Annotated in this window: 27 protein-coding genes and 1 tRNA gene; 16 read left to right on the top strand and 12 right to left on the bottom strand. The window is 65.2% G+C overall.

What is annotated here, in order from left to right; genetic code table 11:
- Nucleotides 1-19: 19 nt before the first annotated feature.
- Genes EO245_RS04345 through EO245_RS13360 form a run of 4 tightly spaced genes read right to left on the bottom strand, consistent with a single transcriptional unit; the run spans nucleotide 20 to nucleotide 2115 of the window.
- Nucleotides 20-391, bottom strand: a complete 372-nt coding sequence (locus tag EO245_RS04345) for a VOC family protein (protein ID WP_128891778.1) — start codon at nucleotides 389-391, stop codon at nucleotides 20-22.
- Between the two features lie 60 nt (nucleotides 392-451).
- Entirely contained in the window at nucleotides 452-808 is a 357-nt protein-coding gene (locus tag EO245_RS04350) for a cupin domain-containing protein (RefSeq protein ID WP_128891779.1), read from the bottom strand.
- Complete coding sequence (locus EO245_RS04355; protein ID WP_128891780.1) at nucleotides 808-1914, bottom strand: S-(hydroxymethyl)glutathione dehydrogenase/class III alcohol dehydrogenase; 1107 nt, start codon at nucleotides 1912-1914, stop codon at nucleotides 808-810. The genes EO245_RS04350 and EO245_RS04355 overlap by 1 nt, the downstream gene beginning before the upstream one ends.
- A gap of 51 nt (nucleotides 1915-1965) precedes the next feature.
- On the bottom strand, nucleotides 1966-2115 hold the full coding sequence (locus tag EO245_RS13360) for a hypothetical protein (protein WP_164931261.1): 150 nt from the start codon (nucleotides 2113-2115) through the stop codon (nucleotides 1966-1968).
- 23 nt (nucleotides 2116-2138) lie between these two features.
- On the opposite strand from EO245_RS13360, the gene EO245_RS04360 reads away from it, so the two are divergent.
- The 3 genes from EO245_RS04360 to EO245_RS04370 all read left to right on the top strand — a co-directional run bounded on the left by EO245_RS04360 (nucleotide 2139) and on the right by EO245_RS04370 (nucleotide 4290).
- Nucleotides 2139-3029, top strand: coding sequence for a YwqG family protein (locus EO245_RS04360; RefSeq protein ID WP_128891781.1), 891 nt, complete (start codon nucleotides 2139-2141; stop codon nucleotides 3027-3029).
- A gap of 83 nt (nucleotides 3030-3112) precedes the next feature.
- Nucleotides 3113-3763 (top strand): carboxymuconolactone decarboxylase family protein, encoded by a 651-nt coding sequence (locus tag EO245_RS04365; RefSeq protein ID WP_128891782.1) that lies wholly within the window; start codon nucleotides 3113-3115, stop codon nucleotides 3761-3763.
- Nucleotides 3760-4290, top strand: a complete 531-nt coding sequence (locus tag EO245_RS04370; protein WP_128891783.1) for a VOC family protein — start codon at nucleotides 3760-3762, stop codon at nucleotides 4288-4290. The genes EO245_RS04365 and EO245_RS04370 overlap by 4 nt, the downstream gene beginning before the upstream one ends.
- Before the next feature lie 32 nt (nucleotides 4291-4322).
- Here EO245_RS04370 and EO245_RS04375 read toward each other — a convergent pair whose 3' ends face one another.
- The gene (locus tag EO245_RS04375) at nucleotides 4323-5750 is read right to left on the bottom strand and encodes an NAD-dependent succinate-semialdehyde dehydrogenase (protein ID WP_128891784.1); all 1428 of its coding nucleotides are present in this window, start codon (nucleotides 5748-5750) and stop codon (nucleotides 4323-4325) included.
- A gap of 60 nt (nucleotides 5751-5810) precedes the next feature.
- Between EO245_RS04375 and EO245_RS04380 the strand changes: the two genes are divergently transcribed.
- From EO245_RS04380 to EO245_RS04395, 4 genes are all read left to right on the top strand, one after another.
- Nucleotides 5811-6179, top strand: coding sequence for a hypothetical protein (locus EO245_RS04380; protein WP_128891785.1), 369 nt, complete (start codon nucleotides 5811-5813; stop codon nucleotides 6177-6179).
- Between the two features lie 76 nt (nucleotides 6180-6255).
- Entirely contained in the window at nucleotides 6256-6927 is a 672-nt protein-coding gene (locus EO245_RS04385; RefSeq protein WP_128891786.1) for a glutathione S-transferase family protein, read from the top strand.
- 60 nt (nucleotides 6928-6987) lie between these two features.
- Entirely contained in the window at nucleotides 6988-7392 is a 405-nt protein-coding gene (msrB, locus tag EO245_RS04390) for a peptide-methionine (R)-S-oxide reductase MsrB (RefSeq protein ID WP_128891787.1), read from the top strand.
- A 95-nt stretch (nucleotides 7393-7487) separates the two neighbouring features.
- The gene (locus EO245_RS04395; protein ID WP_128891788.1) at nucleotides 7488-9665 is read left to right on the top strand and encodes a PBP1A family penicillin-binding protein; all 2178 of its coding nucleotides are present in this window, start codon (nucleotides 7488-7490) and stop codon (nucleotides 9663-9665) included.
- A gap of 75 nt (nucleotides 9666-9740) precedes the next feature.
- Here EO245_RS04395 and EO245_RS04400 read toward each other — a convergent pair whose 3' ends face one another.
- The 3 genes from EO245_RS04400 to hflK all read right to left on the bottom strand — a co-directional run bounded on the left by EO245_RS04400 (nucleotide 9741) and on the right by hflK (nucleotide 13378).
- Complete coding sequence (locus EO245_RS04400; protein WP_128891789.1) at nucleotides 9741-11288, bottom strand: Do family serine endopeptidase; 1548 nt, start codon at nucleotides 11286-11288, stop codon at nucleotides 9741-9743.
- A gap of 140 nt (nucleotides 11289-11428) precedes the next feature.
- Entirely contained in the window at nucleotides 11429-12280 is an 852-nt protein-coding gene (hflC, locus tag EO245_RS04405; protein ID WP_128891790.1) for a protease modulator HflC, read from the bottom strand.
- 3 nt (nucleotides 12281-12283) lie between these two features.
- The gene (gene hflK / locus EO245_RS04410; protein WP_128891791.1) at nucleotides 12284-13378 is read right to left on the bottom strand and encodes a protease modulator HflK; all 1095 of its coding nucleotides are present in this window, start codon (nucleotides 13376-13378) and stop codon (nucleotides 12284-12286) included.
- A gap of 115 nt (nucleotides 13379-13493) precedes the next feature.
- On the opposite strand from hflK, the gene EO245_RS04415 reads away from it, so the two are divergent.
- Genes EO245_RS04415 through EO245_RS04430 form a run of 4 tightly spaced genes read left to right on the top strand, consistent with a single transcriptional unit; the run spans nucleotide 13494 to nucleotide 19214 of the window.
- The gene (locus EO245_RS04415; RefSeq protein ID WP_128891792.1) at nucleotides 13494-14471 is read left to right on the top strand and encodes an Mrp/NBP35 family ATP-binding protein; all 978 of its coding nucleotides are present in this window, start codon (nucleotides 13494-13496) and stop codon (nucleotides 14469-14471) included.
- 1 nt (nucleotide 14472) lies between these two features.
- Nucleotides 14473-16749: a xanthine dehydrogenase family protein molybdopterin-binding subunit gene (locus EO245_RS04420; protein WP_128891793.1), complete on the top strand. Its 2277-nt coding sequence runs from the start codon at nucleotides 14473-14475 to the stop codon at nucleotides 16747-16749.
- Nucleotides 16746-17768 carry a ferrochelatase gene (gene hemH, locus EO245_RS04425; RefSeq protein ID WP_128891794.1) on the top strand — a complete coding sequence of 341 codons (1023 nt, stop codon included), beginning with the start codon at nucleotides 16746-16748 and terminating at the stop codon, nucleotides 17766-17768. Before EO245_RS04420 ends, hemH begins: the two co-directional genes overlap by 4 nt.
- Nucleotides 17769-17810: 42 nt before the next feature.
- On the top strand, nucleotides 17811-19214 hold the full coding sequence (locus EO245_RS04430) for a cytochrome P450 (RefSeq protein ID WP_128891795.1): 1404 nt from the start codon (nucleotides 17811-17813) through the stop codon (nucleotides 19212-19214).
- 33 nt (nucleotides 19215-19247) lie between these two features.
- On the opposite strand, the gene EO245_RS04435 is transcribed toward EO245_RS04430, so the two are convergent.
- Complete coding sequence (locus EO245_RS04435) at nucleotides 19248-19445, bottom strand: DUF1674 domain-containing protein (RefSeq protein ID WP_199798682.1); 198 nt, start codon at nucleotides 19443-19445, stop codon at nucleotides 19248-19250.
- 55 nt (nucleotides 19446-19500) lie between these two features.
- Here EO245_RS04435 and EO245_RS04440 point away from each other — a divergent pair, with 55 nt between their 5' ends.
- A complete protein-coding gene (locus EO245_RS04440) occupies nucleotides 19501-20736 on the top strand; it encodes an RsmB/NOP family class I SAM-dependent RNA methyltransferase (protein ID WP_128891797.1) in 1236 nt (411 codons plus the stop codon).
- Here the strand turns inward: EO245_RS04440 and EO245_RS04445 are convergent.
- Together EO245_RS04445 and msrA are read right to left on the bottom strand one after the other, a co-directional pair.
- Nucleotides 20733-21557, bottom strand: coding sequence for a hypothetical protein (locus EO245_RS04445; protein ID WP_128891798.1), 825 nt, complete (start codon nucleotides 21555-21557; stop codon nucleotides 20733-20735). The genes EO245_RS04440 and EO245_RS04445 overlap by 4 nt on opposite strands.
- A 55-nt stretch (nucleotides 21558-21612) precedes the next feature.
- Nucleotides 21613-22152, bottom strand: a complete 540-nt coding sequence (gene msrA / locus EO245_RS04450; protein WP_128891799.1) for a peptide-methionine (S)-S-oxide reductase MsrA — start codon at nucleotides 22150-22152, stop codon at nucleotides 21613-21615.
- A gap of 123 nt (nucleotides 22153-22275) precedes the next feature.
- Between msrA and EO245_RS04455 the strand changes: the two genes are divergently transcribed.
- The 4 genes from EO245_RS04455 (at nucleotide 22276) to EO245_RS04470 (ending at nucleotide 24664) form a co-directional block, all read left to right on the top strand.
- On the top strand, nucleotides 22276-23166 hold the full coding sequence (locus EO245_RS04455) for a class I SAM-dependent methyltransferase (protein WP_128891800.1): 891 nt from the start codon (nucleotides 22276-22278) through the stop codon (nucleotides 23164-23166).
- A 19-nt stretch (nucleotides 23167-23185) separates the two neighbouring features.
- Nucleotides 23186-24058, top strand: coding sequence for an N-carbamoylputrescine amidase (gene aguB / locus EO245_RS04460; RefSeq protein ID WP_128891801.1), 873 nt, complete (start codon nucleotides 23186-23188; stop codon nucleotides 24056-24058).
- Nucleotides 24055-24546 carry a 2-amino-4-hydroxy-6-hydroxymethyldihydropteridine diphosphokinase gene (gene folK, locus EO245_RS04465; protein ID WP_128891802.1) on the top strand — a complete coding sequence of 164 codons (492 nt, stop codon included), beginning with the start codon at nucleotides 24055-24057 and terminating at the stop codon, nucleotides 24544-24546. Before aguB ends, folK begins: the two co-directional genes overlap by 4 nt.
- A 42-nt stretch (nucleotides 24547-24588) precedes the next feature.
- Nucleotides 24589-24664, top strand: a tRNA-Lys gene (locus EO245_RS04470).
- Between the two features lie 15 nt (nucleotides 24665-24679).
- Here EO245_RS04470 and EO245_RS04475 read toward each other — a convergent pair.
- The gene (locus EO245_RS04475; protein ID WP_128891803.1) at nucleotides 24680-25351 is read right to left on the bottom strand and encodes a response regulator transcription factor; all 672 of its coding nucleotides are present in this window, start codon (nucleotides 25349-25351) and stop codon (nucleotides 24680-24682) included.
- Nucleotides 25352-25437: the final 86 nt, after the last annotated feature.

The following is a 25437-nucleotide window of genomic DNA, read 5'->3' on the forward strand; positions in this document are numbered from 1 at the left end:
CTCGCCGCGCATTCCCGGATCAGCCCATGCGGTGCAGCGCGCAGAGCTTGTTGCCGTCGGGATCGCGCAGGTAGGCAAGGTACATGCCCGAGCCCGGGCGCTCGCCGGGCGGGTCTTCGATGGCCGTGCCGCCCGCTTCGACGCCCGCGGCGTGCCATGCATCGGCCTGCTCCGGGGTCATCGCGAAACCGATGGTGCAGCCATTGCCCGCAGTCGCCGGCTTGCCGTCAATCGGCTGGGTCACGAGGAACGCGCCGCCATTGTGGAGGTACATCAGGCGGCCCTTGTCATCGACGATGGCTTCCTTGCCGCCGATCGCCTTGAAGGTCGCATCGTAGAACTTTTTCGAACGCTCGATGTCGTTCGAGCCGACCATCATGTGACTGTACATAGTTCTCTCCCTTAGGTTTCGATTCGCCACCTTAGGCGCGGCGGCAGGCGGTGCAAGCGCTCAGATATCGACTGCCACCTTCGCCGTCGCGTGGTCGCCCGAATTGGGTGTGCCCTCGGTGTCCATCACGAACAGTTTCGCTTCGCCGCGCGGTGCGCGGGGCCGGTGCTCGGTGCCCTTCGGCACGACGATCATCTCGCCGGGCGAGAGCTTTTCGGTCCGGTCGCGGAAGTCGATTTCAAGCTCGCCCTCGATGACCAGGAACAGCTCGTCCGTATCGGGGTGGCTGTGCCAGTGGTAATCACCTTCGACCTTGCACAGGCGAACCTCGTTCCCGTTGAAGCGCGCCGCAATGCGCGGAGCCCATTGCTCGGTAAACTGGCCGAACTTGTCGGCGAGGTTGACCTTGGCGCCCATCAATAGACGACGACGCTGCGGATGCTCTCGCCGGCGTGCATCAAATCGAAGCCCTTGTTGATTTCATCGAGGGTGAGGACGTGCGTGATCATCGGGTCGATCTCGATCTTGCCGTCCATGTACCAGTCGACGATCTTGGGCACGTCGGTCCGGCCCTTGGCTCCGCCGAACGCGGTCCCGCGCCAGTTGCGCCCGGTCACGAGCTGGAACGGACGGGTGGAGATTTCCTTGCCCGCCTCGGCCACGCCGATGATGATCGAGGTGCCCCAGCCCTTGTGGCAGCATTCGAGCGCGTCGCGCATCACGTCGGTGTTGCCGGTGCAGTCGAAGCTGTAGTCCGCCCCGCCGTCGAGCATGTTGACCAGCGTTTCGACGACGCTGCCGACATCCTTGGGATTGACGAAGTCGGTCATGCCGAACTTGCGACCCCATTCTTCCTTGTCGGGATTGATGTCGACGCCGACGATGCGGTCGGCCCCGGCCATCTTCGCACCCTGGATCACGTTGAGGCCGATCCCGCCGAGGCCGAAGACGACCACGTTGTCGCCCGGGCGAACGTCGGCGGTATTGACCACTGCGCCGACGCCGGTGGTTACGCCGCAGCCGATGTAGCAGCTGGTCTTGAACGGCGCGTCCTCGCGGATCTTGGCGACGGCGATCTCGGGCAGGACGGTGAAGTTCGAGAAGGTCGAGCAGCCCATGTAGTGGTAGATCGTCTGCCCCTTGTAGGAAAAGCGGCTCGTCCCGTCGGGCATGAGGCCCTTGCCCTGCGTTTCGCGGATAGCGCTGCACAGGTTGGTCTTGCCCGAGAGGCACATCTTACACTGGCGACATTCGGGGGTGTAGAGCGGGATGACATGGTCGTCCGGCTTCACGCTGGTCACGCCTGCGCCGACTTCGCGGATGATCCCTGCGCCTTCATGGCCGAGGATGCTCGGGAAGATGCCTTCGCTGTCGAGACCGTCGAGCGTGTAGGCGTCGGTATGGCAGATACCGGTCGCCATGATCTCCACCAGCACCTCGCCCTCTTTCGGTCCCTCGAGGTCCAGTTCGACGATCTCGAGCGGCTTCTTGGCTTCGAAGGCGACGGCGGCGCGGGTTTTCATGGACTGAATTCTCCTGTCGAATCTGCGGGCGCACCATTGCTCTGCCGACGCTCACATGGCCAGTGTTTCTTTTGCGCCCGCAGGAATGGGGGGAAGGGCGAATACCGGCTGCTGGTCGTGAACCTCGAAAACCGCGAAGTGCTTTCCGCCGAGACTGTCGAGCCGGTCCCGGTCGGGTGATGCATTCCGCTTGGTTTCCATACGGCTTGGTCTAATCAGGGCGAATGAGTCGCAATCCTTTCTTCCGATCGTTGCTCGCCGCCTTCACGGTGCTGACGGGCGCCGCCTCAACCGCAGCCTGTGCGCAGGACAGCTCCGCCCACCCGGCTGTTGAGGAATTCGTCGAATGGCAGGCAGCGAACGAACTGCCCGCAGCCTTCATCGAAACGACCGGTCCGGCGCCGGAGACCCGCGGCGGGAACAGGATCGGCGGGCAGGTCTGGCTGCCCGAGGGCACCGAGTGGCCGGTTGCGAGAGACGGCAAGCCGATGACCTTCCTTGCGCAGATCGACTTCGCCGAACTCCCGCCTCTGCCCGACTACCCGGCCAGCGGCGTGCTGCAGTTCTTCATCGGGCGCGACGACCTCTACGGCGCGAATTTCGAGCAGCCGGAAATGGGCGATTTCAAGGTGCTGTGGCATGAGAATTTCACTGCGGAAGGTCGTTACGAAACCGGGCCGCAGTCGCAGCAAGGCAAGTACGACGACTTTTCACCGCTCTACGAGGCCGCTTCGAGGCGCGGCGTAGGCTTCAAGGCCGTTGCCGCCCCGCACCGTCCGTCGATCGACAGCTGGCTGACCGAACGCGACAAGGATCGCTTGCCCGCGTCGGACGACAGCGCGGCATGGGATGCGATCTACGAGCATGAAAACGCACAGGCCGGGCCAACCGACTTTGGTGTGTCGCACATTGGCGGGCATCCGGAGTTCACCCAGTCGGACTGGCGCGCGAACGCACCCTACCAAGACGTCGACCGCGTATTGCTGAACCTGTGGAGCATGGACGAGGCCGGCCTGATGTGGGGCGACAGCGGGCAGGGGCAGTTCACCATCCGGCGCGAAGACCTGCTGAAACGCGATTTCAGCAAGGTGTTCTACCAGTGGGACTGCTACTGACCGGCGAAGCGGCCGCCAGCCATGCTTGGCTCTCCCTCGCTGCTGGGCTACTCCTGCGCTGAGGCGAGGGAAGGGAGAGTTCCATGCCGCGACTGAAACAGGCCGGGCGCGAGGCGGGTAATCCCTATGCCGACCGGATTTTCGACCTTCTGTTCGGCGACCGCGATCCGATTGCCGAACCGGGCACGGCAACGGGGACGCCGGGCAATTGGTGGACGGTGTTCAACATCGTCCCCGATGCGTTTCGCCATACGACCGAAGGCTTCCAGTTCTACCGCTCGCCCGAGCGAAAGCTCGACCCAAGGCTGCGCGAGCTGGGGCAGACCCGGGCCGGGTTTTCGGTCGGTTCGCAATTCGTCTTCTCCCAGCACTGCAAGGCCAGCCGCGATGCCGGGCTGAGCGAGGAGCAGGTGAGCGCCATTCCGCATTGGGCCGTGGCCGATTGCTTCAGCCCCATCGAGCGCGCGGTCCTCGCCTACACCGATGCGCTGGTGCTGCAACACGGACGGGTGCCGGACGGCGTATTCGCGGTGCTGCAAGAGCATTTGTCGGACGAGGAAATCCTCGAGCTCACCTACATCACGGCGACTTACATGATGCATGCCGTGATGACCCGCGCGCTGCGCCTGGAATACGACGATGTAGACGAGCGGGTGGTCGAAGTGCCTGCCCCGACGGACGGCGGCTCGGGCGATGTCATGAGCATGGTCGACAGGAAGGACGACGAACGATGAGCTATCACCATCTCGCTCTTGCCGCGAAGGACATGAAGGCGACCCACGAATTCTACGAAGGCGTGATGGGGTTCGAACTGGTCAAGGTGGAAGTCGCCCCGGTGATCACCGGCGGATGGGGCAAGCATTTCTTCTACCGGATCGACGGTGACGACAGCCGCTTCATCGCCTTCTGGGAACTGCGCGACACGCCGAATTCCGAGGACTACATCTTCGACCTGAACAAGGCCGCCAACCTGCCGCCGATGACCAACCACTACTCGTTCGCGGTCGATAGCGACGAGGAACTGGCGCAGTGGCGCGAGCGCTGGCGCGAAGCAGGTCTCAAGGTGTTCGAGATCGACCACAACTGGTGCAAGTCGATCTACACCACCGACCCGAGCGGCAATGCGGTCGAGTTCTGCCTGACCACGGGAGAATTCACTCCGGCCGACAGGGAACGCGCGCTGGCGGCGCTGGACGAGACCGAATTCAATCCCTCCCCGGCGCCTGCCTATATGAAAATGTGGGAGCCGGTGGACGCCTAGCCTTCAGGCCGGGGCGCCCGTTTGGCCCGGCCTCATCCCTCGTGGACGGTCTTGGGCACCATGCAGGCCATGACGCCTTCCGGGCCGTCCTCGCTGCCGTGGCCCGACCATTTCACCCCGCCGAAGGGCGCATCGACGGCCGACACGCTGCCGGTGTTGAGCGCGAGCATGCCTGCCTCGATCTCGGCCGCGAGGCGGCGGCGGCGCGCCGGGTCGCTCGTCCAGGCATGGGCGGCAAGGCCATAGGGCAGGCGGTTCGCTTCCTCGATCATCGCATCCTCGCCGCTCATCGGGTTGAGGATCGCGACCGGGCCGAACGGTTCCTCGTTCATGATCTCGGCATCGAGCGGCACTTCCGACAGGACGGTCGGCTGGTGGAAATAGCCCTGGTTGCCGATCCGCTCGCCGCCGGTGAGCAGTTTCGCGCCCCTGTCCTTCGCATTGGCGATCTTCGACTGGATGCCGTCGACGCCGCGCGCATTGGCCATCGGACCCATCTGCACGCCGTCCTCGAAGCCGTTGCCGACCTTCACCGCCTCGGCCCGTTCGACGAAACCGTCGCGGAATTTCTCGAACACGTCTTCCTGGATCAGGAAGCGCGTCGGGCTGACGCAGACCTGGCCTGCGTTGCGATATTTGTTCGCGGCCATCGTGTTGAGCGCCTTCTCGACATCGGCATCGTCGAACACCAGCACCGGGCCATGGCCGCCGAGCTCCATGGTCGTGACCTTGAGGTCTTCCGCCGCGAGCTTGGACAGGTGCTTGCCGACTGCGGTCGAGCCGGTGAATGTCACCTTGCGGATGATGGGCGAGCCGAGCAGGTGGCGGCTGACCTCGTCCGGCACACCGAAGACGCATTGGACCGCATCGCCGGGCACGCCCGCATCGAGCATGGCCTGAACCAGCGCGATGCCCGCAGCCGGGGTCTCCTCGCTCGGCTTGACGATGACCGAGCAACCCGCGGCAAGCGCGCCGCCGATCTTGCGCATGACATTGATTGCCGGGAAGTTCCAGGCGGAAAAGCCTGCGACCGGACCGACCGGATGGTACTGGACTTCGACCCGGCTACCCTCGGGCCGGACCAGCGTGCGGCCATAGAGGCGCTTGCACTCTCCCGCGTAGAATTCGAGCAGCATCGCGCAGTACATCGTCTCGCCGATTGCTTCCTTGACCGGCTTGCCCTGTTCGAGCGTCAGCAGTTGCCCGATGTCGGACGCGCGCTCGCGGATCAGTTGGGCGGCCTTGAGCAGGGTCGATGCACGCTCGTCCGCCGACTTGCGGCGCCAGGTGTCGAAGCCCGATTTCGCATTGGCGAGCGCATCGTCGAGGTCGCTTGCCGTTGCCTTGGGAAGCTGGCCGATCACCTCCTCGGTAGCCGGGTCGACCACTTCGATCGTCTCGCGTCCCTCGGTGATCTTTTCCCCGCCGATGAGCAGGTTGAGCGTCGTGTAATTGGCCATGCCGGCATTCCCCTGGCTTGATAGTCGATTGTTCAGCTTGTCCCAGCTAGGGGAGTTTGCATGACGTTCAACCCGCGCCTCGCCTTTTCGCTCTTTCCTGCCCTGCTGCTCGCCCAGTCGCCGCTTGCAGCGCAGGTTCCGCAGCTGAACCTCGAACAGCAGACCGCGCTGAAGTGTTCCGCTGCTTTCGCGATCGTTGCCGACGGGCAGGCGCGCGGAAATGCCGAGGCACAGGCCTGGCCCGCGATGGCGGATCGCGGGCGCGAATTTTTCGTCCGCAGCTCGGCGCGCATCATGGACGAAACGGGCATGAACCGTGACCAGATCAGCGCGGCCCTTTCCGCCGAGGCGCAGAAGCTGTGGGACGAGGGCACTATCGAGCGCGTCATGCCGGGCTGCCTCATGCTGCTCGACGCTTCCGGTATCTGATTTTCACCGCATCGCGCTGTTTGTCCGCCACAATCTGTGTGGACGCGCGGGCTGCCATGCTGCATGAGCAAGTTCCATGTGGCGCCTCTACCAATTCCCGCTCTGTCCCTTCAGCCGCAAGGTGCGCCTGCTGCTGAGCGAGAAGGGCGTCGGCTATGAGCTGTGGCGCGAAAATCCGTGGGACAATCGCGACGAGTTCTGGGCGCTGAACCCGGCAGGCCGCACGCCCGTCCTCCACGATCCCGAACGCAAGATCACCCTGTGCGACAGCCGGGCGATCTGCGAATATTTCGAAGAGACGGTCGACAAGGCGCCGATGATCAACGGCACCAATTCGAACCGCGCGGAAATCCGCCGGCTGGTCGCCCTGTTCGACGAGAATTTCTTCGGCGACGTCACCGCCCCGCTGCTGCACGAACGCATGAAGAAGCGCCTGATCCTGCGCCAGCCGCCGGATTCGCGCGTGCTGCGCGAGGCGATGAAGCTCGCTCACGGCCATCTCGACTACATCGACTGGCTGATCGACAACCGCACCTGGCTGGCCGGCGCGACCATGAGCCTCGCCGACCTTGCCGCCGCCGCCCAGATTTCGGTCGCCGATTACCTTGGCGGTATCGACTGGTCGGGGCACGAGCAGTCCAAGGGCTGGTACGCGGTCTTCAAGAGCCGCCCGAGTTTCCGTCCGCTCTTGTCGGAGCGCATGGAGGTCATCCAGCCGCCGAGCCACTACGCGCAGGTCGACGCCTAGTCGCGAGGGGCTTTGCGATCAGGGTGGCGGACCCCATATTCCGGTCGAAGGAGATCCCCCATGTCCGATGCGAAATCCGTCACCGACAATGAATGGCGCGACAAGCTGACCCCCGAGCAGTTCCACATCCTGCGCGAAAAAGGGACCGAGCGCGCGTTCACCGGCAAGTACGACAAGTTCTACGAGGACGGCGAATATTACTGCGCCGGCTGCGGCCACAAGCTGTTCGAGAGCGAGGACAAGTACAATTCCGGCTGCGGCTGGCCCGCCTTTACCGCGCCTGCGGAAGGCGACGCGCTCGAAGAGCATCGCGATACGTCTTTCGGCATGATCCGGACCGAGGTCACCTGCTCGAACTGCGGTGGGCATCTCGGCCACGTGTTTCCCGACGGACCTCCCGAAGCGGGCGGCCTGCGTTATTGCATCAACAGCGCGGCACTCGATTTCGAAGCGGAGGACAAGTGAGCGAATTGCCGTTCACGCCGGGTTACACTTCGCCTATGCACCCAAGGGCCTGATCGATGCGCCACGGATTTCGGCGCCAGCTGAATCAAGGGTGGATGGTGAAGAGAGGAAGCCGGCGGAACGCCGCCGCAAACCGTAAACCGAAAAAGGTCAAGCAGAAGCCGTCCGGCGTGAAGCTGTGGATGCGCCGCTTCGTCGTATGGGGCGGGACGCTGGCGCTGATCGGCGTGCTGTTCCTCGGCCTGGCGGTCGGCTTCGCCGCGCAGAGCCTGCCGAGTTTCTCCGAACTGAAGGCGACGCAGAACGCGCAGACCATCGTCGTGCGCGCGCGCGACGGGACCGAAATCGTCGAACTCGGGCCGAGCTACGGCAAATGGGTCGACGGCGACGAAATCCCGCAGGTGATGAAGGATGCGATGATCTCGGTCGAGGATCGCCGCTTCCACTCGCATTTCGGCGTCGATCCGATCGGCCTCGTCCGCGCGGTCTGGGTCGCGGCGACGGGTAACGGGCGCGTCTCGGCTACCTCGACGATTTCGCAGCAGCTTGCGCGCAACCTGTTCCTCAACTCCAACCGCACGGTCGACCGCAAGATGCGCGAAGCCGTGCTGGCGATGGCGCTCGAATGGAAGTTCTCCAAGGACGAGATCCTCGAGCTCTACCTCAACAAGGTCTATTTCGGCGGCGGCGCCTACGGCATCGACAGCGCGAGCCGGAAATTCTTCAGCCACCCGGCGACCGAGCTTTCGACCGGCGAGGCCGCGATCATCGCAGGCCTGGTGAAAGCGCCGAGCCGCTATTCCCCGACCGCCGACGTGCAGGCCGCAGTCGACCGCGCACAGGTCGTCCTGCGCCTGATGAAGGAACAGGGCCGGATCGATCCGGGCGTTTCGGTCGATCCTTCGGCAGTCCAGCTGAAGGAAGAGCGTGGGCAGAACTCGGTGCGCTATTTCACCGACTGGGCGCTGCCGCAGCTCGACCTGCTGCTGCCCGAAACCTTCGAGCCGATCGAAGTGTGGACCACCATCGACATCGGCATGCAGCGCGCGGCCGAAACCGCCATCAGCTCCCACACACCGGGCGGCGCGCAGGGCGCGCTGGTCAGCGTCGATCGCGACGGGGCGATCCTCGCGATGATCGGCGGGACCGACTACGTCGAAACCAATTACAACCGCGCGACCGACGCCGTGCGCCAGCCGGGTTCGAGCTGGAAGCTGTTCGTCTACATGGCCGCGCTCGAAGCGGGCTACACGCCGGAATCGAGCGTGCGCGACGTGCCGGTCACCATCGACGGCTGGAGCCCGCGCAACTCGGGCGGCAATTACGCCGGCGAAATCGACGTGCGCACGGCCTTCGCCTATTCGAAGAACACCGTCGCGGCACAGCTCGGCTACGAAGTCGGCTTCGGCACGGTCGCCAGCATGGCGCGCCGCTTCGGCATTACCACCCCGGTCTCGACCTATCCCTCAATGGTGCTGGGCACCTCCGAGACGCGCCTGATCGACATGACACGCGCCTTCGCGGCGGTTTCCGCAGGCGGGCGCTCGGTAGAGCCCTACGGCATCGTCAAGGTCACCACCGCGAGCGGCGAGACCATTTACGAGCACCAGAAGTCGCGCAGTTCGCAGCTGGTGCCGGAATATGTCGCTGCCGGGATCACCGACCTGCTGCAATCGGCCGTCGCCACCGGTACGGGCCGCGCCGCGCAGATCGGGCGTCCGGTCGCCGGCAAGACGGGCACGACGAGCTCGAACAAGGACGGCTATTTCGTCGGCTTCTCCTCAGGCATCACCACCGGCGTGTGGATGGGCCGCGACGACAACAAGGCTGTCGGCGGATTGCAGGGCGGTCGCGCCCCGGCGCAGGCCTTCGCCGCCTACATGCGCTTTGCGGTGAAGGATCGTCCGATCGAGAAGTTCAACACCGACGTGCAGCTTCCCGAATGGCAACTGGAACCCGACGACGAGTTCTATTTCGGCGATCCGGAAGACTATTACTACATCGACGAGCAGGGGAACCTGATCGAGCCGGGTGCGCCCTCGACCCCGCGTCCGGGACAGGGAGAAGGTCCATTCCCGATCGAGGGGCAGGACGAGGGCGACGTGATGGATCGTCCGCGCAGCAGGCCCGCGCAGGGCGGCGGCGAAGGCTCGCAAGCGGCGAGCGACGATTTCCTCGACCGCGCCACCGGGGGCGATCAACCGGCGCCGCCGCGGCCGCCGGTCCGGGTGCTGCGGCCCAGCCCGTCGCCGCCTCCTCAACCGCAGCGCTAGAGGCTCCACGAAAGAAGAAGGGCCGCTCCCCGAGGTGGGAAGCGGTCCTTTCCTTTGGCTCGGTGAGCGCCGGTCCTAGCGGATGCGAACCGCGCGGTAGACCGGATTGCCGCCCGCCCGCTGGAAGCGCAGCAGGACCGCTTCGCGCCCCGCAGCTTCCGCCTCGCGGATCGCCATTTCGAGGTCTGCAATGCTGCTGAGCGGCTGGTAGTTCGCCGTGAGGATGATGTCGCGGCGGCGCAGGCCCTTGCGAGCCGCGTCCGAGTTCGGATCGACACCTGCGACGGCGAGGCCGCTCGTATCGGCACCGGCACCGAGCTGGCGCGCGATCTGCGGGTTCATTTCGACGACCTGCAGGCCGAGCTTCTCGAACACGACATTGTCGGCGTCCATGTTCTCCGGCAGGTCCTGGTCTTGGCTGTCCTGGTTGAACATCTGGCTTCGAGCCAGCTCTTCCTCGGTCGGGCGCTTGCCTACGACGACATTGACCGTGCGGCTCTGGCCGTTGCGGATCAGTTCGATCGGGATGCGCGTGCCCGGCTTGATGTTGGCGACGAGGAACGACAGCGTCTGGTCGCGCGTGACGGTCTGGCCGTTGACGCTGGTGACGATGTCGCCCGGCTCGATACCGGCATCGTCGGCAGCCTCGTCGGGAACGACGATCTGCACCAGTTCGCCGCGGTTCTTCGGCAGGCCGAGCGAGTCGGCGAGGTCGTCGCTGACCGGCTCGATGCTGACGCCGAGGTATCCGCGCTCGATCGCTTCACCGACCTTGAGCTGCTCGACGATCGGGGCGGCGACTTCTGCCGGAATGGCGAAGCCGATGCCCACGCTCGCGCCGGTCGGCGAGAAGATGGCGTTGTTGATGCCGATCACATTGCCCTGCATGTCGAACAGCGGGCCGCCCGAGTTGCCCCGGTTGATGCTGGCGTCGGTCTGGATGTAGCGGTCGTAAGCGCCGCCACCGGTGTTGCGCAGGACCGAGGATACGATCCCCGAAGTCACCGTGCCGCCGAGGCCGAAGGGGTTGCCGATCGCGACCACCCAGTCACCCGTGCGGGCCTGCGTGGAATCGCCGAATTTCACGAAGGGAAAGGCTTCGCGTCGGCTGATCTTCAACACCGCGAGGTCGGACGCGGCATCCGCGCCGACCAGTTCAGCTTCGTATTCGCGCCCGTCGGCGAGAGTGACGGTGATTTCCTCGACCGTGCCGCGACCGTTCGGGCTCACGACGTGGTTGTTGGTCACGACATAGCCGTCAGCCGAAATGATGAAGCCCGAGCCGAGCGACTGCGCCTCGCGCGTCTGCGGCTGCTGGGGCTGCTGGCGGCGGAAAAGCTGGCCGAGCGGCGAACCGGCGAAGGGGTTGGTGTTCACCTCGACGCGCTGGCGGGTCGAGATGTTGACCACTGCGGGCTGCAACTGCTCGGTGAGGTCGGCGAAACTCGCCGGGGCACCGGCGCGCGGCACGACATTGGTCATGCGGCTGTCGTCGTTCTGCGCCACCTGGGCGCCGGCGGGATGGCCGGTCACCAGGGTGATGGCTGCGCCACCAACCAGCAGCGCCGAAGTCAATCCATAAGCGTATCGCACAGGCTTCACGTCCTCTAGTTCCTCTTCCATAGCATATACGGTCTACAGGCGCATAAAGACGCCTTGGGTTCCCGACCGAATACGGGCCAATTGGCCTGAATGCCGATTGAACGGCGATGTTGTCCGTCGAACCGTGTGGGCACCTCGTCCACGGGTCCCCTTCGGCCCGATCAGCGCCTGCCGCGGAACTGCCTCAGATATTCGTTGTCCGGCGACAGGATGAAATTGCTCTCCGCCCCGTCCTCGCGCTGGGCGAAGGTCGCATCATAGCTCTGCATGGCGCGGTAGAAATCGTAGAACTGCGGATCCTGGCCGAACGACTGCGCATAGGTGCGCGCTGCCGAGGCGTCGGCTTCTGCCCGGATGATGCGCGCGTCGCGTTCACCCTCTGCACGGATGGTCGCAGCTTCGCGCTCGCGATCGGTTTCCATCCGGCGGAAGGCGGATTCGAGCGGCGTGCCTTCGGGCAGGTCGGTCCGCATGATCCGCACGTCGATCACCTGCGCGCCGTATTCGCGCGCCTGGCGGTCGAGATTGTTGCGGATGTTGGTCATCGCCGTGCCGCGCTCTGCCGTCAGCATTGCCTGGAAGGTACGGCGGCCGAGTTCCTGGCGCAGCACCGAGTTGAGGATCGGTTCGAGCTGGCGGCGCAGGTTCTCGGTCGTCTGCGCGCGCTGCACCATGCGAACCGGGTCGATGATGCGGAAGCGGGCGTAGGCGTTGACGAGCAGGCGCTGCTGGTCGCTCGAAAGGACCTGCTGGTCGGTCATCTCGAGATCCATGACGCGCTTGTCGATCCGCACGACATTGTCGAGCAGCGGGATGCGGTACCACACGCCCGCGCCGGTGCTGCCGAAGCCCTGGTCGGGCTTGAAGCGGTTGACCACGGTGACGGGTTCACCACCGCGCAGGATCACGACCTGTTCTTCCTCGGAGACGACGAACAGGGTCGAAAGCACCGCGATGATCAGCGCGACGACCGCGATGATGGTGAGCTTGTGATTTTCCCAGACGGTCTGCATCGATTACTGTCCTTCGGCCGGAGCGGCAGGCGTTGCGCTGCTGCTGCGCGCACGGCGCTGGATTTCGGGTAGCGGGAGATAGGGCGTCACGCCGTCGGCCTCGACAATCGTCTTGTCGGTCTGGCTGAGGATGCGCTCCATCGTCTCGTAATAGAGGCGCTGGCGGGTCACCTCGGGTGCGAGGCGGTATTCCTGGTAGACCCGGTCGAACGCCTCGGCTTCACCGCTGGCGAGGTTGAGGACGCGCTGCGCATAGGCGCGGGCGCGGTTGCGCGCCGCGTCAGCGTCCTGCTCGGCTGCGGAGACGTCCTTGAACGCCTCGACCACGCGGGTCGGCGGGTCGGTCTTGTCGATTTCGACACCCTGCACCTGGATACCGGCGCGATAGGCATCGAGGATCGCCTGCATGCGGGTGCGCACGCGCTCTTCGATTTCCGCACGGCCCTGGCCCGAGAACGTCTCGTCCAGCGTCTTCTCGGCGACCGAGGCGCGCATCGCGGCTTCGGCCACTTCGCGAACCGTTTCGATCGGTTCGGCGAGCTGGAACTTGAAGTTGCTCAGGTCCTTGATGTTGAAGCGGATGATGTAGGACAGGTTCACCAGGTTCTGGTCGCCCGTCAGGATCAGCTTTTCCTCGCCGTCGGCGGGGAAGGTCAGCTGGCGAACGTTCTGCACGTTCTCGATCTGCACGGTTTCGAGCGGCCACGGCATGGTGACCTTGATGCCCGGCTGGAGCGTGCGGCTGTAGGAACCGAGCGTCTTGACGACGCCTTCCTCGCCCGCCTCGACCTGGTGGACCATGGTCGTCAGCAGGCCGAGCGAAACGAGGCCGACCACGAATACGGGGAACCAGCTCTTGCCACCGGGGCGCTTGGGCAGGCGGAAATTCGGACCGCCCGGGCCACCGCGCCGCGGGCCTTCCGGGCCGCGATTCTTGAAAATGTCCTCGATATTGGCCGAGCGCCGGTCATCGCCGCTGCTCGGTGGCAGCCACGGATTCTTCGGCCCTTTCGGCTTGTCGGACGGCGGCTGGTCGCCGCTGCCTTCGTTGTTCTCTCCGTCGCCGGGGTTGCCACCCCACGGGCTCTTGCCTGCCATCGCGAGACCGAACCTCTCTTTAAACCCACGCAATGTGTCCATGACCCCTTTATAGGTGTCGATTGTTGGAAAAACAGGGGTTGTGGCAGCGAAATTGCTGCTAGGACCGGCGGCGATGGACGAAGAGGCTCTCAAGGCGCGCCTGCCGGCCTCGATCGCGGCGCGCGTACAATCTGCAAGGCTGACCAATGGCACCGCGACGCTGGTGCTCGACGTGACCGGCTGCGACGAGACCACTCGCAATGGGCTCGAAGCGGCTGCGCGAGAGATTCTCGGCGAAATCGAAGGCGTCGAGGACGTGCGCATCGCGATGACCGCCGACCGCGTGCAACGCCGGATCATCGCGATCGGTTCGGGCAAGGGCGGCGTCGGCAAGTCGACGCTGACGACGAATCTCGCGGTCGCGCTGCAGAAGCTCGGCCGCAAGGTCGGACTGGTCGATGCCGATATCTATGGCCCCTCGCAGCCGACGCTGCTCGATACAAAGGGTGCCAAGCCCGAAGCGCGGGACGACAAGCTGGTGCCGGTGCAAAGCCCGCTCGGCATTCCGATGCTCTCAATGGGGCACCTCGTCGAACCGGGCCGTGCACTCGCCTGGCGCGGGCCGATGGCGGGCAATGCGATGGGCCAGCTGATCGACGCGCATTGGGGTGATGCCGAGCTGATCCTCGTCGACCTGCCGCCGGGCACTGGCGATGTGCAACTCTCCATGCTTCAGAAGCACAAGCCCGCTGGCGCGGTGATCGTCTCCACACCGCAGGACCTTGCGCTGATCGATGCGCAGCGCGCGGCGAACCTGTTCGACGGCGGCAAGGTGCCGATCATCGGGCTGGTCGAGAACATGTCGGGCTATGCCTGCCCGCATTGCGGGGAAATCAGCCACCCCTTCGGCGAAGGCGGCGTGCAGGCCGCGGCGGAAGGCACGGGCATTCCCTTCCTCGGCCGCATCCCGCTGGCGATGGCAATCCGCGAGGCAAGCGACGCTGGCAATCCGCCTGCTGCAGGCGAGGGCGAGGAGGCCCAGCCATTCATGGCGATCGCGCAGCGTATCGTCGAATGGCTCGACACGCCGCAGTCCGGGAACGAGGGCTGAGATGAAGGTCAGCCGGCGCGGGCTCCTGATCGGTTCCGCTGTCGGCGGCGGCCTGCTGGTCGCCTGGTATCTTTCGCCGCGCGAATTTCCCAACCCGCTGCCCCCGGTCAATGGCGAGCATGCGTTCGATGCCTGGCTACGCATTGCCGAGGACGGCGTGGTCACCGTCGCCGTGCCGCAGCTTGAAATGGGACAGGGCGTGACGACGATCCTCCCGCAGGTCGTCGCTCATGAACTAGGCGCGGACTGGCGGCAGGTCGCTGTCGAGCCCGCGCCGCCGAGCGGGGCCTATGCAAACGTCCCGCTCGCAGCGAAGTGGTCGGCGCTGTGGATGCCGCGCTTCCCGGACCTCGCGAACGACCCCGACGGCTACTTCGCGACGCGCTTCGCGCAGGACAGGCGCTTCGCTGCGACGGCAGAGGGAACCTCGCTTGCCGCCTACGAGCAGGCCTGCCGCGAAGCGGGCGCAAGCGCGCGGGCCATGCTGGCGCAGGAAGCGGCCGATCGCTGGGATGTCGCGTGGGAAGAATGCGCTGTCGAAAACGGCCGCGTAACCCATGGCGAGAAGTCATTCACTTTCGGCGAACTGGCCGCAGGTGCTGCCGAACAGAGCGCGCCCGATCCGCCGCCGCTGCGCCCCGAATTGCTGGCCGAGCGTCCCATTCCGGGCGAGGCCGATGCGCCGACCGCATTCCCGCGCCTCGATTTGCCGAGCAAGGTCGACGGCACCTACCTGTTCGCAGGCGACGTCCGCCTGCCGGACATGGTCTATGCCGCGATCAAGCATGGCCCGATGGGGCGGCATAGCGAGCTCACATCCTATTCGGTCGATGCGGTCGCGGGCATTCGCAATCTCGTGGGCGTGGTCGAGGGCAACAATTGGCTCGCCGCCGTCGCAACCGACTGGTGGAGCGCGGACAAGGCGGTCGAGGCGATGACCCCGCGCTGGCGGGTCGATGGCATGGTCGACACGCTCGCGATCGACCAGGCGCTCGAAGCAAAGCTGCAGAGCAGCCCGTCGCACCGCGTCGAAGAGCGCGGCGAGGGCGATGCGCTGATGGAAAAGCCCGATGTCGCCATCCGCTACGAAGTCGCGCCCGCGCATCACGGGACGCTCGAGACGACCAGCGTGACCGCGCGCTTCGCCAACGGGCGGCTCGAACTGTGGCTCGCTTCGCAAGCTCCCGAATTCGCGCGTGTCGCCGCTGCCAAGGCGGTCGGCATTTCTGAAGAGGATGTCATTCTCTATCCCATGCCCGCCGGCGGCAGTTTCGACCGGCGGCTGGAGCATGACCACGCGATCGAGGCAGCGCTGATTGCGCGCGAAATCGGCCGGCCGGTGCAGCTCGTCTGGTCGCGCTGGCAGGAACAGCTTGCTTCACTACCGCGCACGCCCGCGGTTGCCATGATGACGGCGCGCGTTCCGCATGGCGGCAATGGCATCATCGACACGATGCGCGCCCGGATCGCGGTCCCATCGACGACGCGCGAGTTCGGAGCCCGCCTGTTCGACAACCGCACGCGCCGCGCTGCCATGGCGCAGGCGGCGGACGAGCCGGACCCGCTGGCGGTCGAAGGTGCGCTGCCCTTCTACGGCATCCCCAACGCGGCGGTCGATCACGTGCCGGTGAACATCCCGCTGCCGACGGGGCGGATGCGCGGCAATTCGCACGGCTACACCGCCTTCTTCGTCGAAAGCTTCCTCGACGAGATTGCGCGCGACAACAACCGCGAGCCCCTGTCCTACCGCATCGAAATGCTCGGGCAGGACGCGCGCATGGTGGCCTGCCTCCAGCAAGCCGCCCGCCTCGCCCAGTGGGACGGAGGCATCGACCAGAGCGGGCAGGGGCTTGCGTGTCACCGCATGGGAACTGCCGAGACCGGCGGGCGCATCGCGTGCATCGCCACCGCCCGGCGGGACAGCGGCGGCGTGCGGGTGACGAAGATTTCCGCAGCAGTCGATATCGGCCGGATCGTCAATCTCGACATTGCGCGCCAGCAGATCGAAGGCGGGCTGATCTTCGGCCTCGGCATCGCGGTCGGTGCACCTGCCGCCTATTTCGAAGGCCTGCCGCTCGCCCAGCGTCTCAGCCAGCTCGACCTGCCGCTGCTGTCCGATTGCCCCGAGATCGAAGTCGATTTCATGACCAGCGAGGCGGAACCCTTCGATCCGGGCGAGCTGGGCGCAGCGGTTGTCGCGCCGGCCATCGCCAATGCACTTTTCTCTGCAACCGGTCTTCGATTCCGGCGTTTGCCCCTCATATCGGAGGGCCTATGACCTGGCAGACACAAAAGCTTCCCGGCGATCACCCGCCGGTAAAAAGCGGGCGCGTCGGCGTCCTGGTGACCAATCTCGGAACGCCCGATGCGCCCGACGCCAAGTCGGTGCGGCGCTACCTGGCGGAGTTCCTGTCCGACCGCCGCGTGGTCGAAATCCCGCCCATCGCCTGGCAGCCGATCCTGCGCGGCATCATCCTCAACACGCGCCCGAAGAAGAGCGCGCACGCCTATAGCCAGGTGTGGACCGAGGAGGGCTCGCCGCTCGCGGTCATCACGCGGCAGCAGGCGGAAGGGCTGCAGGCGCGCCTCGGCGATGACGTGCTGGTGCGCTGGGCGATGCGCTACGGAACACCCGCCATCGGCGACGTAGTTCAGGAAATGCGCGACGAGGGCTGCGACCGCATCCTGTTCGCGCCGCTCTATCCGCAATATTCGGGCGCCACGACGGCAACCGCTGTGGACAAGCTTGCGGAAAAGCTGGGGGCGATGCGTTGGCAACCCGCCGTGCGCACGCTGCCGCCCTATCACGACGATCCGACCTATATCGATGCACTCGCGGCCGACCTCTCGCGCCAGCTCGAAGCGCTCGATTTCGAGCCGGAGGTGCTGCTGCTGAGCTTCCACGGGGTGCCGCAGCGCACGCTCGAGCAGGGCGATCCCTATCATTGCCACTGCTGCAAGACCGCCCGCCTGCTCGAAGCTGCGATGAACCGGCCGAACCTGCGTTTCGTGACGACCTTCCAGTCGCGCTTCGGCCCTGCGAAGTGGCTCGAGCCTGCTACCGATGCGACGATCGAGGCCGAGGCGGGCAAGGGCACGAAGCGGATGGCCGTCGCCATGCCGGGCTTTTCGGCGGACTGCCTCGAAACGCTCGAGGAGATCGCGCTGGGCGGGAAAGAGAGCTTCATGGAAGCCGGCGGCGAACGCTTCGCCGCGCTCTCCTGCCTCAATGCGAGCGAGCCGGGAATGGACATGCTCGAAAGCATGGTCAGGCGCGAATTGTCCGGCTGGATTTAGCGTAAGAGTTTACTTACACTGTGGTCAGTAAGGAGCTTTCCCATGGCCACGCTAGCCCCGCACCATCCCGCCGAAACGGCGCCGACCCACTGGACCGAAGGCAACCCCTCGGACGATGCACTTGCCCATATCCCGGGTGAGGGCGGCTGGCCGCTGGTCGGCAATACCTTCAAGATGCTGGCCGACCCGCACGCCTTCACGCGCCGCATGGTCGAGACCTATGGACGGGTCTACAAATCGAAGGCATTCGGCGGCTGGAACGTCGCGCTGATCGGTGCCGACGCGAACGAGCTGGTGCTGTTCAACCGCGACAAGATCTTCTCGAACGAGCAGGGCTGGGGTCCGGTGCTCGACCAGCTGTTCCCGCGCGGGCTGATGCTGATGGACTTCGACCATCACCGTGCCGATCGCCGCGCGCTCTCGATCGCTTTCAAGCCGGAGCCGATGCGTCACTATTCCGGCGCTCTCAACCGCGGGATCGCGGGCCGTGTCGCCGAGTGGGCAAACACCCAGATGCTGTTCTATCCGGCGATCAAGAAGCTGACGCTGGACCTCGCCGCCGACAGCTTCATCGGCATTCCGTGGGGACCGGAAGCGGACCGCATCAACGAGGCATTCGTCTACATGGTGCAGGCCTCGGTCGCGCCGATCCGCAAGCCGCTTCCGGGCACGCTGATGCGCAAGGGAGTGAAGGGCCGCGAGTTCCTCGTCGACTATTTCACCAAGGAAACCCACCGCCGCCGCGCAGAGGGCGGCGGACAGGACATGTTCAGCCAGTTCGCCACCGCCGAATATGACGATGGCTCGCTGATGCCGATCGATGAGGTGGTCGATCACATGAACTTCCTGATGATGGCCGCGCACGATACGATCACCTCGAGCGCGACCTCGCTGATCTATTATCTCGCGGCCTATCCCGAGTGGCAGGAGAAAATCCGCCAGGAAATCATCTCGGTGACCGGAGGCCTCGGTTCCGACGGCAAGCCGCGCGACCTGTCCTACGACGACCTCGGCAAGCTCGACCTGACCGAAATGGCATTCAAGGAAGCGCTGCGGATGATCCCGCCGGTTCCCTCGATGCCGCGCCGCGCGCTCAAGAGCTTCGAGTTCGGCGGCTATCACATCCCTGCCGGGACGCCGTGCGGGATCAATTTGTACTACGTCCACCACGATGAAAAACACTGGGACGATCCCTTCACCTTCGACCCGATGCGATTCACGCCGGACAAGGTGAAGGCGCGCCACAAATATGCATGGGTGCCTTTCGGCGGAGGCGCGCACATGTGCCTCGGCCTGCACTTCGCCTACATGCAGGTGAAGATCCTGCTGGCGCAGCTCCTGCCGCAGTACGAAATCACCATCGAGGAAGGCTACGACCCGGCGTGGAAACCGTGGCCGATCCCCCAGCCCAAGGATGGGCTGAAAGTGACGTTCAAAAAGATCTGAGAACCGTCTCGGGCGGCGAAACGGACAGCCTGATCAGAAATCCCAGGCGATGCCGTCCTTGACCCAGTCGCCGTAGCGCGTCGGGCTCTTCTCGCGCGGCTCGTCCTTGTCGGGATCGACCGCCTTCGGTTCGGGCGGGGGCTCGTTCGTCCAGTGAGCGGGCTTCTCGAACGACTTTGCGGCCCTCGATTTCTCGGTGCTTTTCTCGGTCTTGTTCGTGTCCTTGGTCATATGAAGGAAATGCGCGGGCTGGCGGAAGGTTTCAAGCGCGTCTAGGCGCATTGCGATGACCGAAACCGAAGGACTTCCCGCGCGGCGCGCCGCGTTGCAGATGCTCGATGCCGTGCTCCACCGGGGCGAGACGCTCGAACAGGCGGAGCGCAATGCCGTACGTCGCCTGCGCAGCCCGGCGGACAAGGCGCTCGCGATTGCGATCACCAACGAGGCGCTGCGCTGGCTGACCGATCTCGATGCGCTGATCGACAGCGCGACGCGCAAGGTCCTGCCGGCCGATGCCAAGGCACGTTCGGTCCTGCGCATCATGCTGGCGCAGAAGCTGCGGCTCGAGACACCGGCTCACGCCGTGATCGCAACGGGCCTGCCGCTCTTGACGGGCGGGCCACGCAGGCTTGCGCACGGCGTGTTCTCGACGCTTGACAAGCAGGACGTTGCGCTGCCCGAAGCACCGACACTGCCCGAAGCCGTCCGCGAACGTTGGGGCGCGATGGCGCCGGATATTGCAACCGGGCTTGCCAAGCCGCCGCCCCTAGACCTCTCGCTCAAGGACGCTGCGCGCACTGCCTCGCTCGCTGCCGAGACGGGCGCGGGCAGCTTTGCGCCCGGACACCTGCGCCTGCCGCGTGGCACGCCGGTCGACCGCATTCCGGGTTTCGGCGAGGGCGAATGGTGGGTGCAGGACATCGCCGCATCCATCCCGGCGCGTTTGCTAGGCCCGGGCGAGGGGCGCAGTGTGCTCGACCTGTGCGCCGCGCCGGGCGGCAAGACGCTGCAGCTCGCGGCGGCGGGCTGGCAAGTCACAGCGCTCGACAAGAGCGGGCGGCGGATCGAGCGGCTGCGCGACAATTTGCGCCGTACCGGGCTGGAGGCGGAAACCGTCAAAGCCGATGCGCTGACCTACACGCCGGCCAAGCAGTTCGACGCAATCCTGCTCGATGCGCCGTGCAGCGCGACCGGTACCTGCCGCCGGCATCCCGACGTGCTGCACCGTATCGGCGAGCGCCAGATTGCCGAGCTTGCCGAATTGCAGGAAGCGCTATTGAAGAAAGCCGCCGAATGGCTGCCTTCGGGCGGGACACTGATCTATGCGGTGTGTTCGCTGGAGCGGGCAGAGGGCGAGGAGCAGGCCGCGAAACTGGGGCTCGAACCCTATCCCATCACCGCCGGGGAACTTCCCGCAGGCTTGCAACCGACCTCGGAAGGCTGGCTGCGCACCCATCCGGGCATGCTGTCCGATGCGGGCGGGCTCGACGGCTTCTTCGTCGCGCGCTGGCGCAAGGCCTAGTGGATTTCGAGCTGGATGTAGCTGCAGTCCCGACCGGCCTGTGACACGGTCAGATACATGTAATTGAGGTCGCGGTTGTTGAGGTCGACCCTGAAGGGTGAGCCGATCTCGACATAGTGGACGAACCGGCAATCGCCCCCGGCGATGATGACTCCGGGGTCCTTTTCATACAGCGCCGCGAATTGCCGCGCACATTCGGCGAGGTGCGTCGCGTTCACGTGATCGCCCGAACCGGTCAGGTGGCGCGAGGCCGGTGGCAGGCCGTTCTCCGCAGTAATCAGCCCGGTCGCGCTCGGTTTGGCGTCATCGGTGAGGCGCGAAATCAGCGAATATTCGCCGTCGGGAACACCGGTTTCGGATCGCGGCGCGTAGTCCAGCGTGGGCGCCGGGCCATTCTTCCCGACATCGCTCTTTGCGCCAGCGCGCCAGCCTTCGAAGTCGCGGGTGCGGAAGACGACGCCCTTGCCGCACAGGTCGCAAAGCTCGCCGCCGTCCTCGTCCCACAACATGATCTCGAAAGCGTCGTCGCCTTTCAGCTCGATATTCGAGATGCGGCCGCGCGCGGCATGCTTGGTTGCAGTCGGGCGCGTATGCCAATTGTCCCAGGTGAGTGCGGACCAGCGCGTCGGGTCGAGCGTGCCGCGCGCGAGCGCTCCGCCGATGCTGACCCAGAAGCATTGCGTCTGGATCACGATCGGGTGGTACGGCGGCAGTTCCAGCCAGGGCCATGCCTCGACATCCTGCGAGCAGGTGAACTCTACCGTTCCGTCCGGGGCGACGACCGGGTCCGCGATATAGGAAATGTCCGTCGGGATCGGCATGGCGCGATCGTGTCACCGACACGCGCGCGGCGCAATCCCTTCGGACCGTTTCCGATCAGTCGCTTTTGACCTTGTTCTGGAAGCTCTTGCGCAGCTTCATCAGCTTGGGCGGGATGACGGCGAGGCAGTAGGGGTTCCGCTGGCCTTCGCCTTCCCAGTATTCCTGGTGGTAATCCTCGGCCGGATACCACTGCGCGGGGCCTTCGATGGTCGTCACGGCCTTGCCGCCGTTCTCGGCGTTCCAGCGCGCGATGGCCGCTTCCGCCTCGGTGCGCTGGTCGTCGCCAAGCGGGAAGATCGCGCTGCGATACTGCGTGCCGACGTCGTTGCCCTGCCGGTTGAGCTGGGTCGGGTCGTGCGTGCCCATGAAGACGTCGTAGATTTCCGGCAGGCTGATGACCTCGGGATCGAATGTCACCCGGATCGCCTCGGCATGGCCGGTATCGCCGCTGCAGACCTGCTTGTAGGTTGGATCGGCAACGGTCCCGCCGATATAGCCGCTCTCGACCCCGCTCACGCCGACCACGTCGCGGAACACCGCTTCGGTGCACCAGAAACAGCCGCCTGCAATGATCGCCTGCTGGGTATTGTTCATCGATTGCTCCATCGTTTCGGAACCCGATGTAGGAACAGGCGGTTCGCTTGTCATCGGCTCGCTTGTCATCGCGGGCCAAACCCTTATTGCTCGGGCACACAGTTTTACTTGGGAGAAAATCCGATGCGCACCCTGATCGCTGCAACTGCAGCCAGTCTCGCTCTTGCCGCCGCGCCGGCATCCGCCGACAACCACAAGCAGATGGACCATTCCAAGCACGCCGGGATGGATCATTCGAAGCACGATACCGCGATGTTCATGAAGCATCATGGCGAGGCACTGTCGGCTGCGATCAACCATCCCTCGCGCGCCGAGGATCGGGCTCGCGACCAGTATCGCCACCCGGCCGAAACGCTCGCCTTCTTCCACGTCGCGCCGCACATGACGGTCGGCGAATATGCGCCCGGCGGCGGCTGGTATTCGCGCCTGCTGGGCCATTATCTCGGCGGCGAGGGCAAGCTCGTCGGAATCTATGCCAACCCGCTGACCGCGACCGCCGACGAGGAGCGCCGCGAGCGCCTGCGTGCAAGCGCCGCCGGGTTCGGTGACGAGGTTGCCGGTTACACGGGCCTTACGGCAGACAACTTCTCCGGTATCACGCTGGAATCCATCTCCGACGAGCAGCGCGGATCGCTCGATCGCATCCTCGTCATTCGCGGGCTGCACGGCATCACCCGTAGCGGCATTGCCGATACCGAAATTCGTGCGATGCGCGAACTGCTCAAGGATGACGGCATGCTCGGCATCGTGCAGCACCGCGCAAAGGCCGATGCCCCCTTCAGCTACGTCGACGGCAGCCGCGGCTACCTTCGGCAGAACGATGTCATCAAGTTCATGGAAATCAACGGTTTCGAACTGGTCGGGACGAGCGAGATCAACGCCAACCCGATGGATACCGCGGACCACGAGCGCGGGGTCTGGGAAATGCCGCCGGTCCAGGCGACCAAGCGCGCCGACCTTGCCGACAAGGGCGAGAGCGACCGCATGACGCTGCTGTTCAAGAAGCGTCCGTAAGACTATGGGCGGCGGCGACATGACCGCTTCACGCAACATAACCGTCGCCGCCCTGCAGCTCGCGCTCGCCGCCAGGGACGAGAGCGAGAATATCGATGCCGTCGCCCAGCTCGTCGAGAAAGCGGCGGGCGAGGGGGCGCAGATCATCCTCCCGCCCGAGCTGTTTTCCGGCGAGTATTTCTGCCGCGAGGAAGAGGAAGAACTGTTCGCGCTGGCGCGTCCGACCGCCGAGCATCCGAGCGTGATCGCGATGCGCAAGCTGGCGAGGTCGCTCAAGGTTGCGATCCCGACCAGCTTCTTCGAGCGCGATGGGCATCACTATTACAACACGCTCGCCATGATCGATGCCGATGGCGAGATCATGGGCACCTATCGCAAGAGCCATATTCCCGACGGTCCCGGCTACGAGGAGAAGTACTACTTCCGGCCGGGGAACGACGGGTTCAAGGTGTGGGACGTTTTCGGCGCGCGCATCGGTGTCGGGATCTGCTGGGACCAGTGGTATCCCGAATGCGCGCGCGTCATGGCGCTGATGGGCGCCGAATTGCTCTTCTACCCGACCGCAATCGGCTCCGAACCCTATGACGCCGACCTCGATACGAGCCGCATGTGGCGCCGCGCGATGCAGGGGCATTCGGTCTCGAACTGCATGCCGGTGATCGCCTCCAACCGCATCGGGCACGAGGGGCCGGAAGACCGCGCGCAAAGCTTCTACGGCCACAGTTTCATTTCCAACGAATGGGGCGATCTCGTCGCCGAATTCGGCGCGAAGGAAGAGGGTGTGCTGGTTGCGACGCTCGATCTCGGCCAGGCGGCCAAGCACCGCGCCGGCATGGGCTTCTTCCGCGACCGCCGCCCGCAGCTTTACGGGCGCATCTGCGAAGACATTTGAGCCGCGAGGTCTATCTCCTCGCGCTTGGCTCCAACCGGCGCCACCATCGCCATGGCGACCCGCAGCGGATCGTCCGGCAGGCGGTGGTGGAACTGGCAGAGCTTGGCGATATCGCCGCGCTTTCGCCGATCATCGCGAGCGATCCCGTCGGCCCGTCCGACCGGCGCTTCGCCAACGCAGCGGCGCTTCTCCACACCGATCTCGACCCGCGCGAGCTATTGGGCGAGCTCAAGCGCATCGAGCGCTCGTTCGGCCGCAGGCGCGGGCCGCGCTGGGGCGCGCGGGTGATCGACCTCGATATCGTGCTGTGGTCGGGCGGCGTCGTGGCCGAGCCGGACCTGATGATCCCGCATCTCGAATTGCATCGCCGCGACTTCGTGCTGGGGCCGGCCAAGGCCATCGCACCGCGCTGGCGCGACCCGATTTCGGGCCTCACCATCCGGCAACTGGATGCACGCTTGACCAAGCGCCGCCGCGCCCCTAGGTGACGCCCCGCACACCGCGAAGGCATCCGGCCCGAGCGTCACTGTGGGCCCTTAGCTCAGTCGGTAGAGCAACTGACTTTTAATCAGTAGGTCGCAGGTTCGACCCCTGCAGGGCTCACCACCCCTCCCGCGAAAATCACAGCTTGAGCTGGCCGGTCTTCATCGCTTCGTAGACCGCCTCGCCGCGCGAATGGACGGCGAGCTTGCGGTAGATCGACTTTACGTGATTGCCCACGGTGAGCGGCGAAATGCCGAGGCTGCGCGCGGCTTCCTTGTAGCTCTGCCCCTTGGCGAAGAGTTCGAGCAATTCCACCTCGCGCGGGGTCAGGCCCGCATCCTCGCCCTCGACCTGTTCCATGGTCGGGACCTTTTCCTTGCGCAGGCGGTCGAGCAGGTAGACCGCGGCGGCGGCAGAGACCGGTGCGCCGCCATTCAGCGTCGCCTCGATCCCGTCGAGGATTTGCGACACGCTCGAATCCTTGAGCAGGTATCCATCGGCGCCCGAGCGGATTGCGGTGACGACAGTCTCGCGGTCGCCGAAGCTCGTAACGATGAGGATCTTGGTGTCGCTCGTCTCGCGGATTTCGGGGATGAAATCGAGCCCGCTGCCATCGGGCAGGCCTATGTCGAGCAGGACCAGATCGGGCTTCTGCGCGAGGATTTCGCGCGCCTTGGCGAGATTGGGGGCGACTCCGGCCAGGTCGAGACCGTCCTCGTCGCTGACGATCTCGATGAAATGCTCGCGCACGTTCGGATCGTCCTCGACGATGGCAATGCGGTGATGCCAGTCCCTGGTGTTCTCGGTCATCGCGTCAGTCTTCCGGATACGCTCGATGTGCGGTCTTGCCCGCATGCATGGTAGCCGAGGGCATCGCCAAGCACCAAAGCCGCAAA

The organism is Erythrobacter sp. HKB08 (genome assembly GCF_004114695.1).
Taxonomy (GTDB): Bacteria; Pseudomonadota; Alphaproteobacteria; order Sphingomonadales; family Sphingomonadaceae; genus Parerythrobacter_A.

What these genes read in the sequence shown, in the direction of transcription:
- hflC (WP_128891790.1), bottom strand. Translation starts at nt 12,280, where the DNA reads ATGCAGACCGTCTGGGAAAATCACAAGCTCACCATCATCGCGGTCGTC.
- aguB (WP_128891801.1), top strand. Translation starts at nt 23,186, where the DNA reads ATGACCGCTTCACGCAACATAACCGTCGCCGCCCTGCAGCTCGCGCTC.
- EO245_RS04375 (WP_128891784.1), bottom strand. Translation starts at nt 5,750, where the DNA reads ATGGCCAATTACACGACGCTCAACCTGCTCATCGGCGGGGAAAAGATC.
- EO245_RS13360 (WP_164931261.1), bottom strand. Translation starts at nt 2,115, where the DNA reads ATGGAAACCAAGCGGAATGCATCACCCGACCGGGACCGGCTCGACAGT.
- EO245_RS04355 (WP_128891780.1), bottom strand. Translation starts at nt 1,914, where the DNA reads ATGAAAACCCGCGCCGCCGTCGCCTTCGAAGCCAAGAAGCCGCTCGAG.
- EO245_RS04445 (WP_128891798.1), bottom strand. Translation starts at nt 21,557, where the DNA reads ATGCCGATCCCGACGGACATTTCCTATATCGCGGACCCGGTCGTCGCC.
- EO245_RS04385 (WP_128891786.1), top strand. Translation starts at nt 6,256, where the DNA reads ATGTGGCGCCTCTACCAATTCCCGCTCTGTCCCTTCAGCCGCAAGGTG.
- hflK (WP_128891791.1), bottom strand. Translation starts at nt 13,378, where the DNA reads ATGGCAGGCAAGAGCCCGTGGGGTGGCAACCCCGGCGACGGAGAGAAC.
- EO245_RS04415 (WP_128891792.1), top strand. Translation starts at nt 13,494, where the DNA reads ATGGACGAAGAGGCTCTCAAGGCGCGCCTGCCGGCCTCGATCGCGGCG.
- EO245_RS04430 (WP_128891795.1), top strand. Translation starts at nt 17,811, where the DNA reads ATGGCCACGCTAGCCCCGCACCATCCCGCCGAAACGGCGCCGACCCAC.
- EO245_RS04350 (WP_128891779.1), bottom strand. Translation starts at nt 808, where the DNA reads ATGGGCGCCAAGGTCAACCTCGCCGACAAGTTCGGCCAGTTTACCGAG.
- EO245_RS04435 (WP_199798682.1), bottom strand. Translation starts at nt 19,445, where the DNA reads ATGACCAAGGACACGAACAAGACCGAGAAAAGCACCGAGAAATCGAGG.
- EO245_RS04420 (WP_128891793.1), top strand. Translation starts at nt 14,473, where the DNA reads ATGAAGGTCAGCCGGCGCGGGCTCCTGATCGGTTCCGCTGTCGGCGGC.
- EO245_RS04380 (WP_128891785.1), top strand. Translation starts at nt 5,811, where the DNA reads ATGACGTTCAACCCGCGCCTCGCCTTTTCGCTCTTTCCTGCCCTGCTG.
- hemH (WP_128891794.1), top strand. Translation starts at nt 16,746, where the DNA reads ATGACCTGGCAGACACAAAAGCTTCCCGGCGATCACCCGCCGGTAAAA.
- EO245_RS04365 (WP_128891782.1), top strand. Translation starts at nt 3,113, where the DNA reads ATGCCGCGACTGAAACAGGCCGGGCGCGAGGCGGGTAATCCCTATGCC.
- EO245_RS04475 (WP_128891803.1), bottom strand. Translation starts at nt 25,351, where the DNA reads ATGACCGAGAACACCAGGGACTGGCATCACCGCATTGCCATCGTCGAG.
- EO245_RS04440 (WP_128891797.1), top strand. Translation starts at nt 19,501, where the DNA reads ATGACCGAAACCGAAGGACTTCCCGCGCGGCGCGCCGCGTTGCAGATG.
- EO245_RS04360 (WP_128891781.1), top strand. Translation starts at nt 2,139, where the DNA reads ATGAGTCGCAATCCTTTCTTCCGATCGTTGCTCGCCGCCTTCACGGTG.
- msrB (WP_128891787.1), top strand. Translation starts at nt 6,988, where the DNA reads ATGTCCGATGCGAAATCCGTCACCGACAATGAATGGCGCGACAAGCTG.
- EO245_RS04400 (WP_128891789.1), bottom strand. Translation starts at nt 11,288, where the DNA reads ATGGAAGAGGAACTAGAGGACGTGAAGCCTGTGCGATACGCTTATGGA.
- EO245_RS04370 (WP_128891783.1), top strand. Translation starts at nt 3,760, where the DNA reads ATGAGCTATCACCATCTCGCTCTTGCCGCGAAGGACATGAAGGCGACC.
- EO245_RS04455 (WP_128891800.1), top strand. Translation starts at nt 22,276, where the DNA reads ATGCGCACCCTGATCGCTGCAACTGCAGCCAGTCTCGCTCTTGCCGCC.
- EO245_RS04345 (WP_128891778.1), bottom strand. Translation starts at nt 391, where the DNA reads ATGTACAGTCACATGATGGTCGGCTCGAACGACATCGAGCGTTCGAAA.
- EO245_RS04395 (WP_128891788.1), top strand. Translation starts at nt 7,488, where the DNA reads ATGGTGAAGAGAGGAAGCCGGCGGAACGCCGCCGCAAACCGTAAACCG.
- msrA (WP_128891799.1), bottom strand. Translation starts at nt 22,152, where the DNA reads ATGAACAATACCCAGCAGGCGATCATTGCAGGCGGCTGTTTCTGGTGC.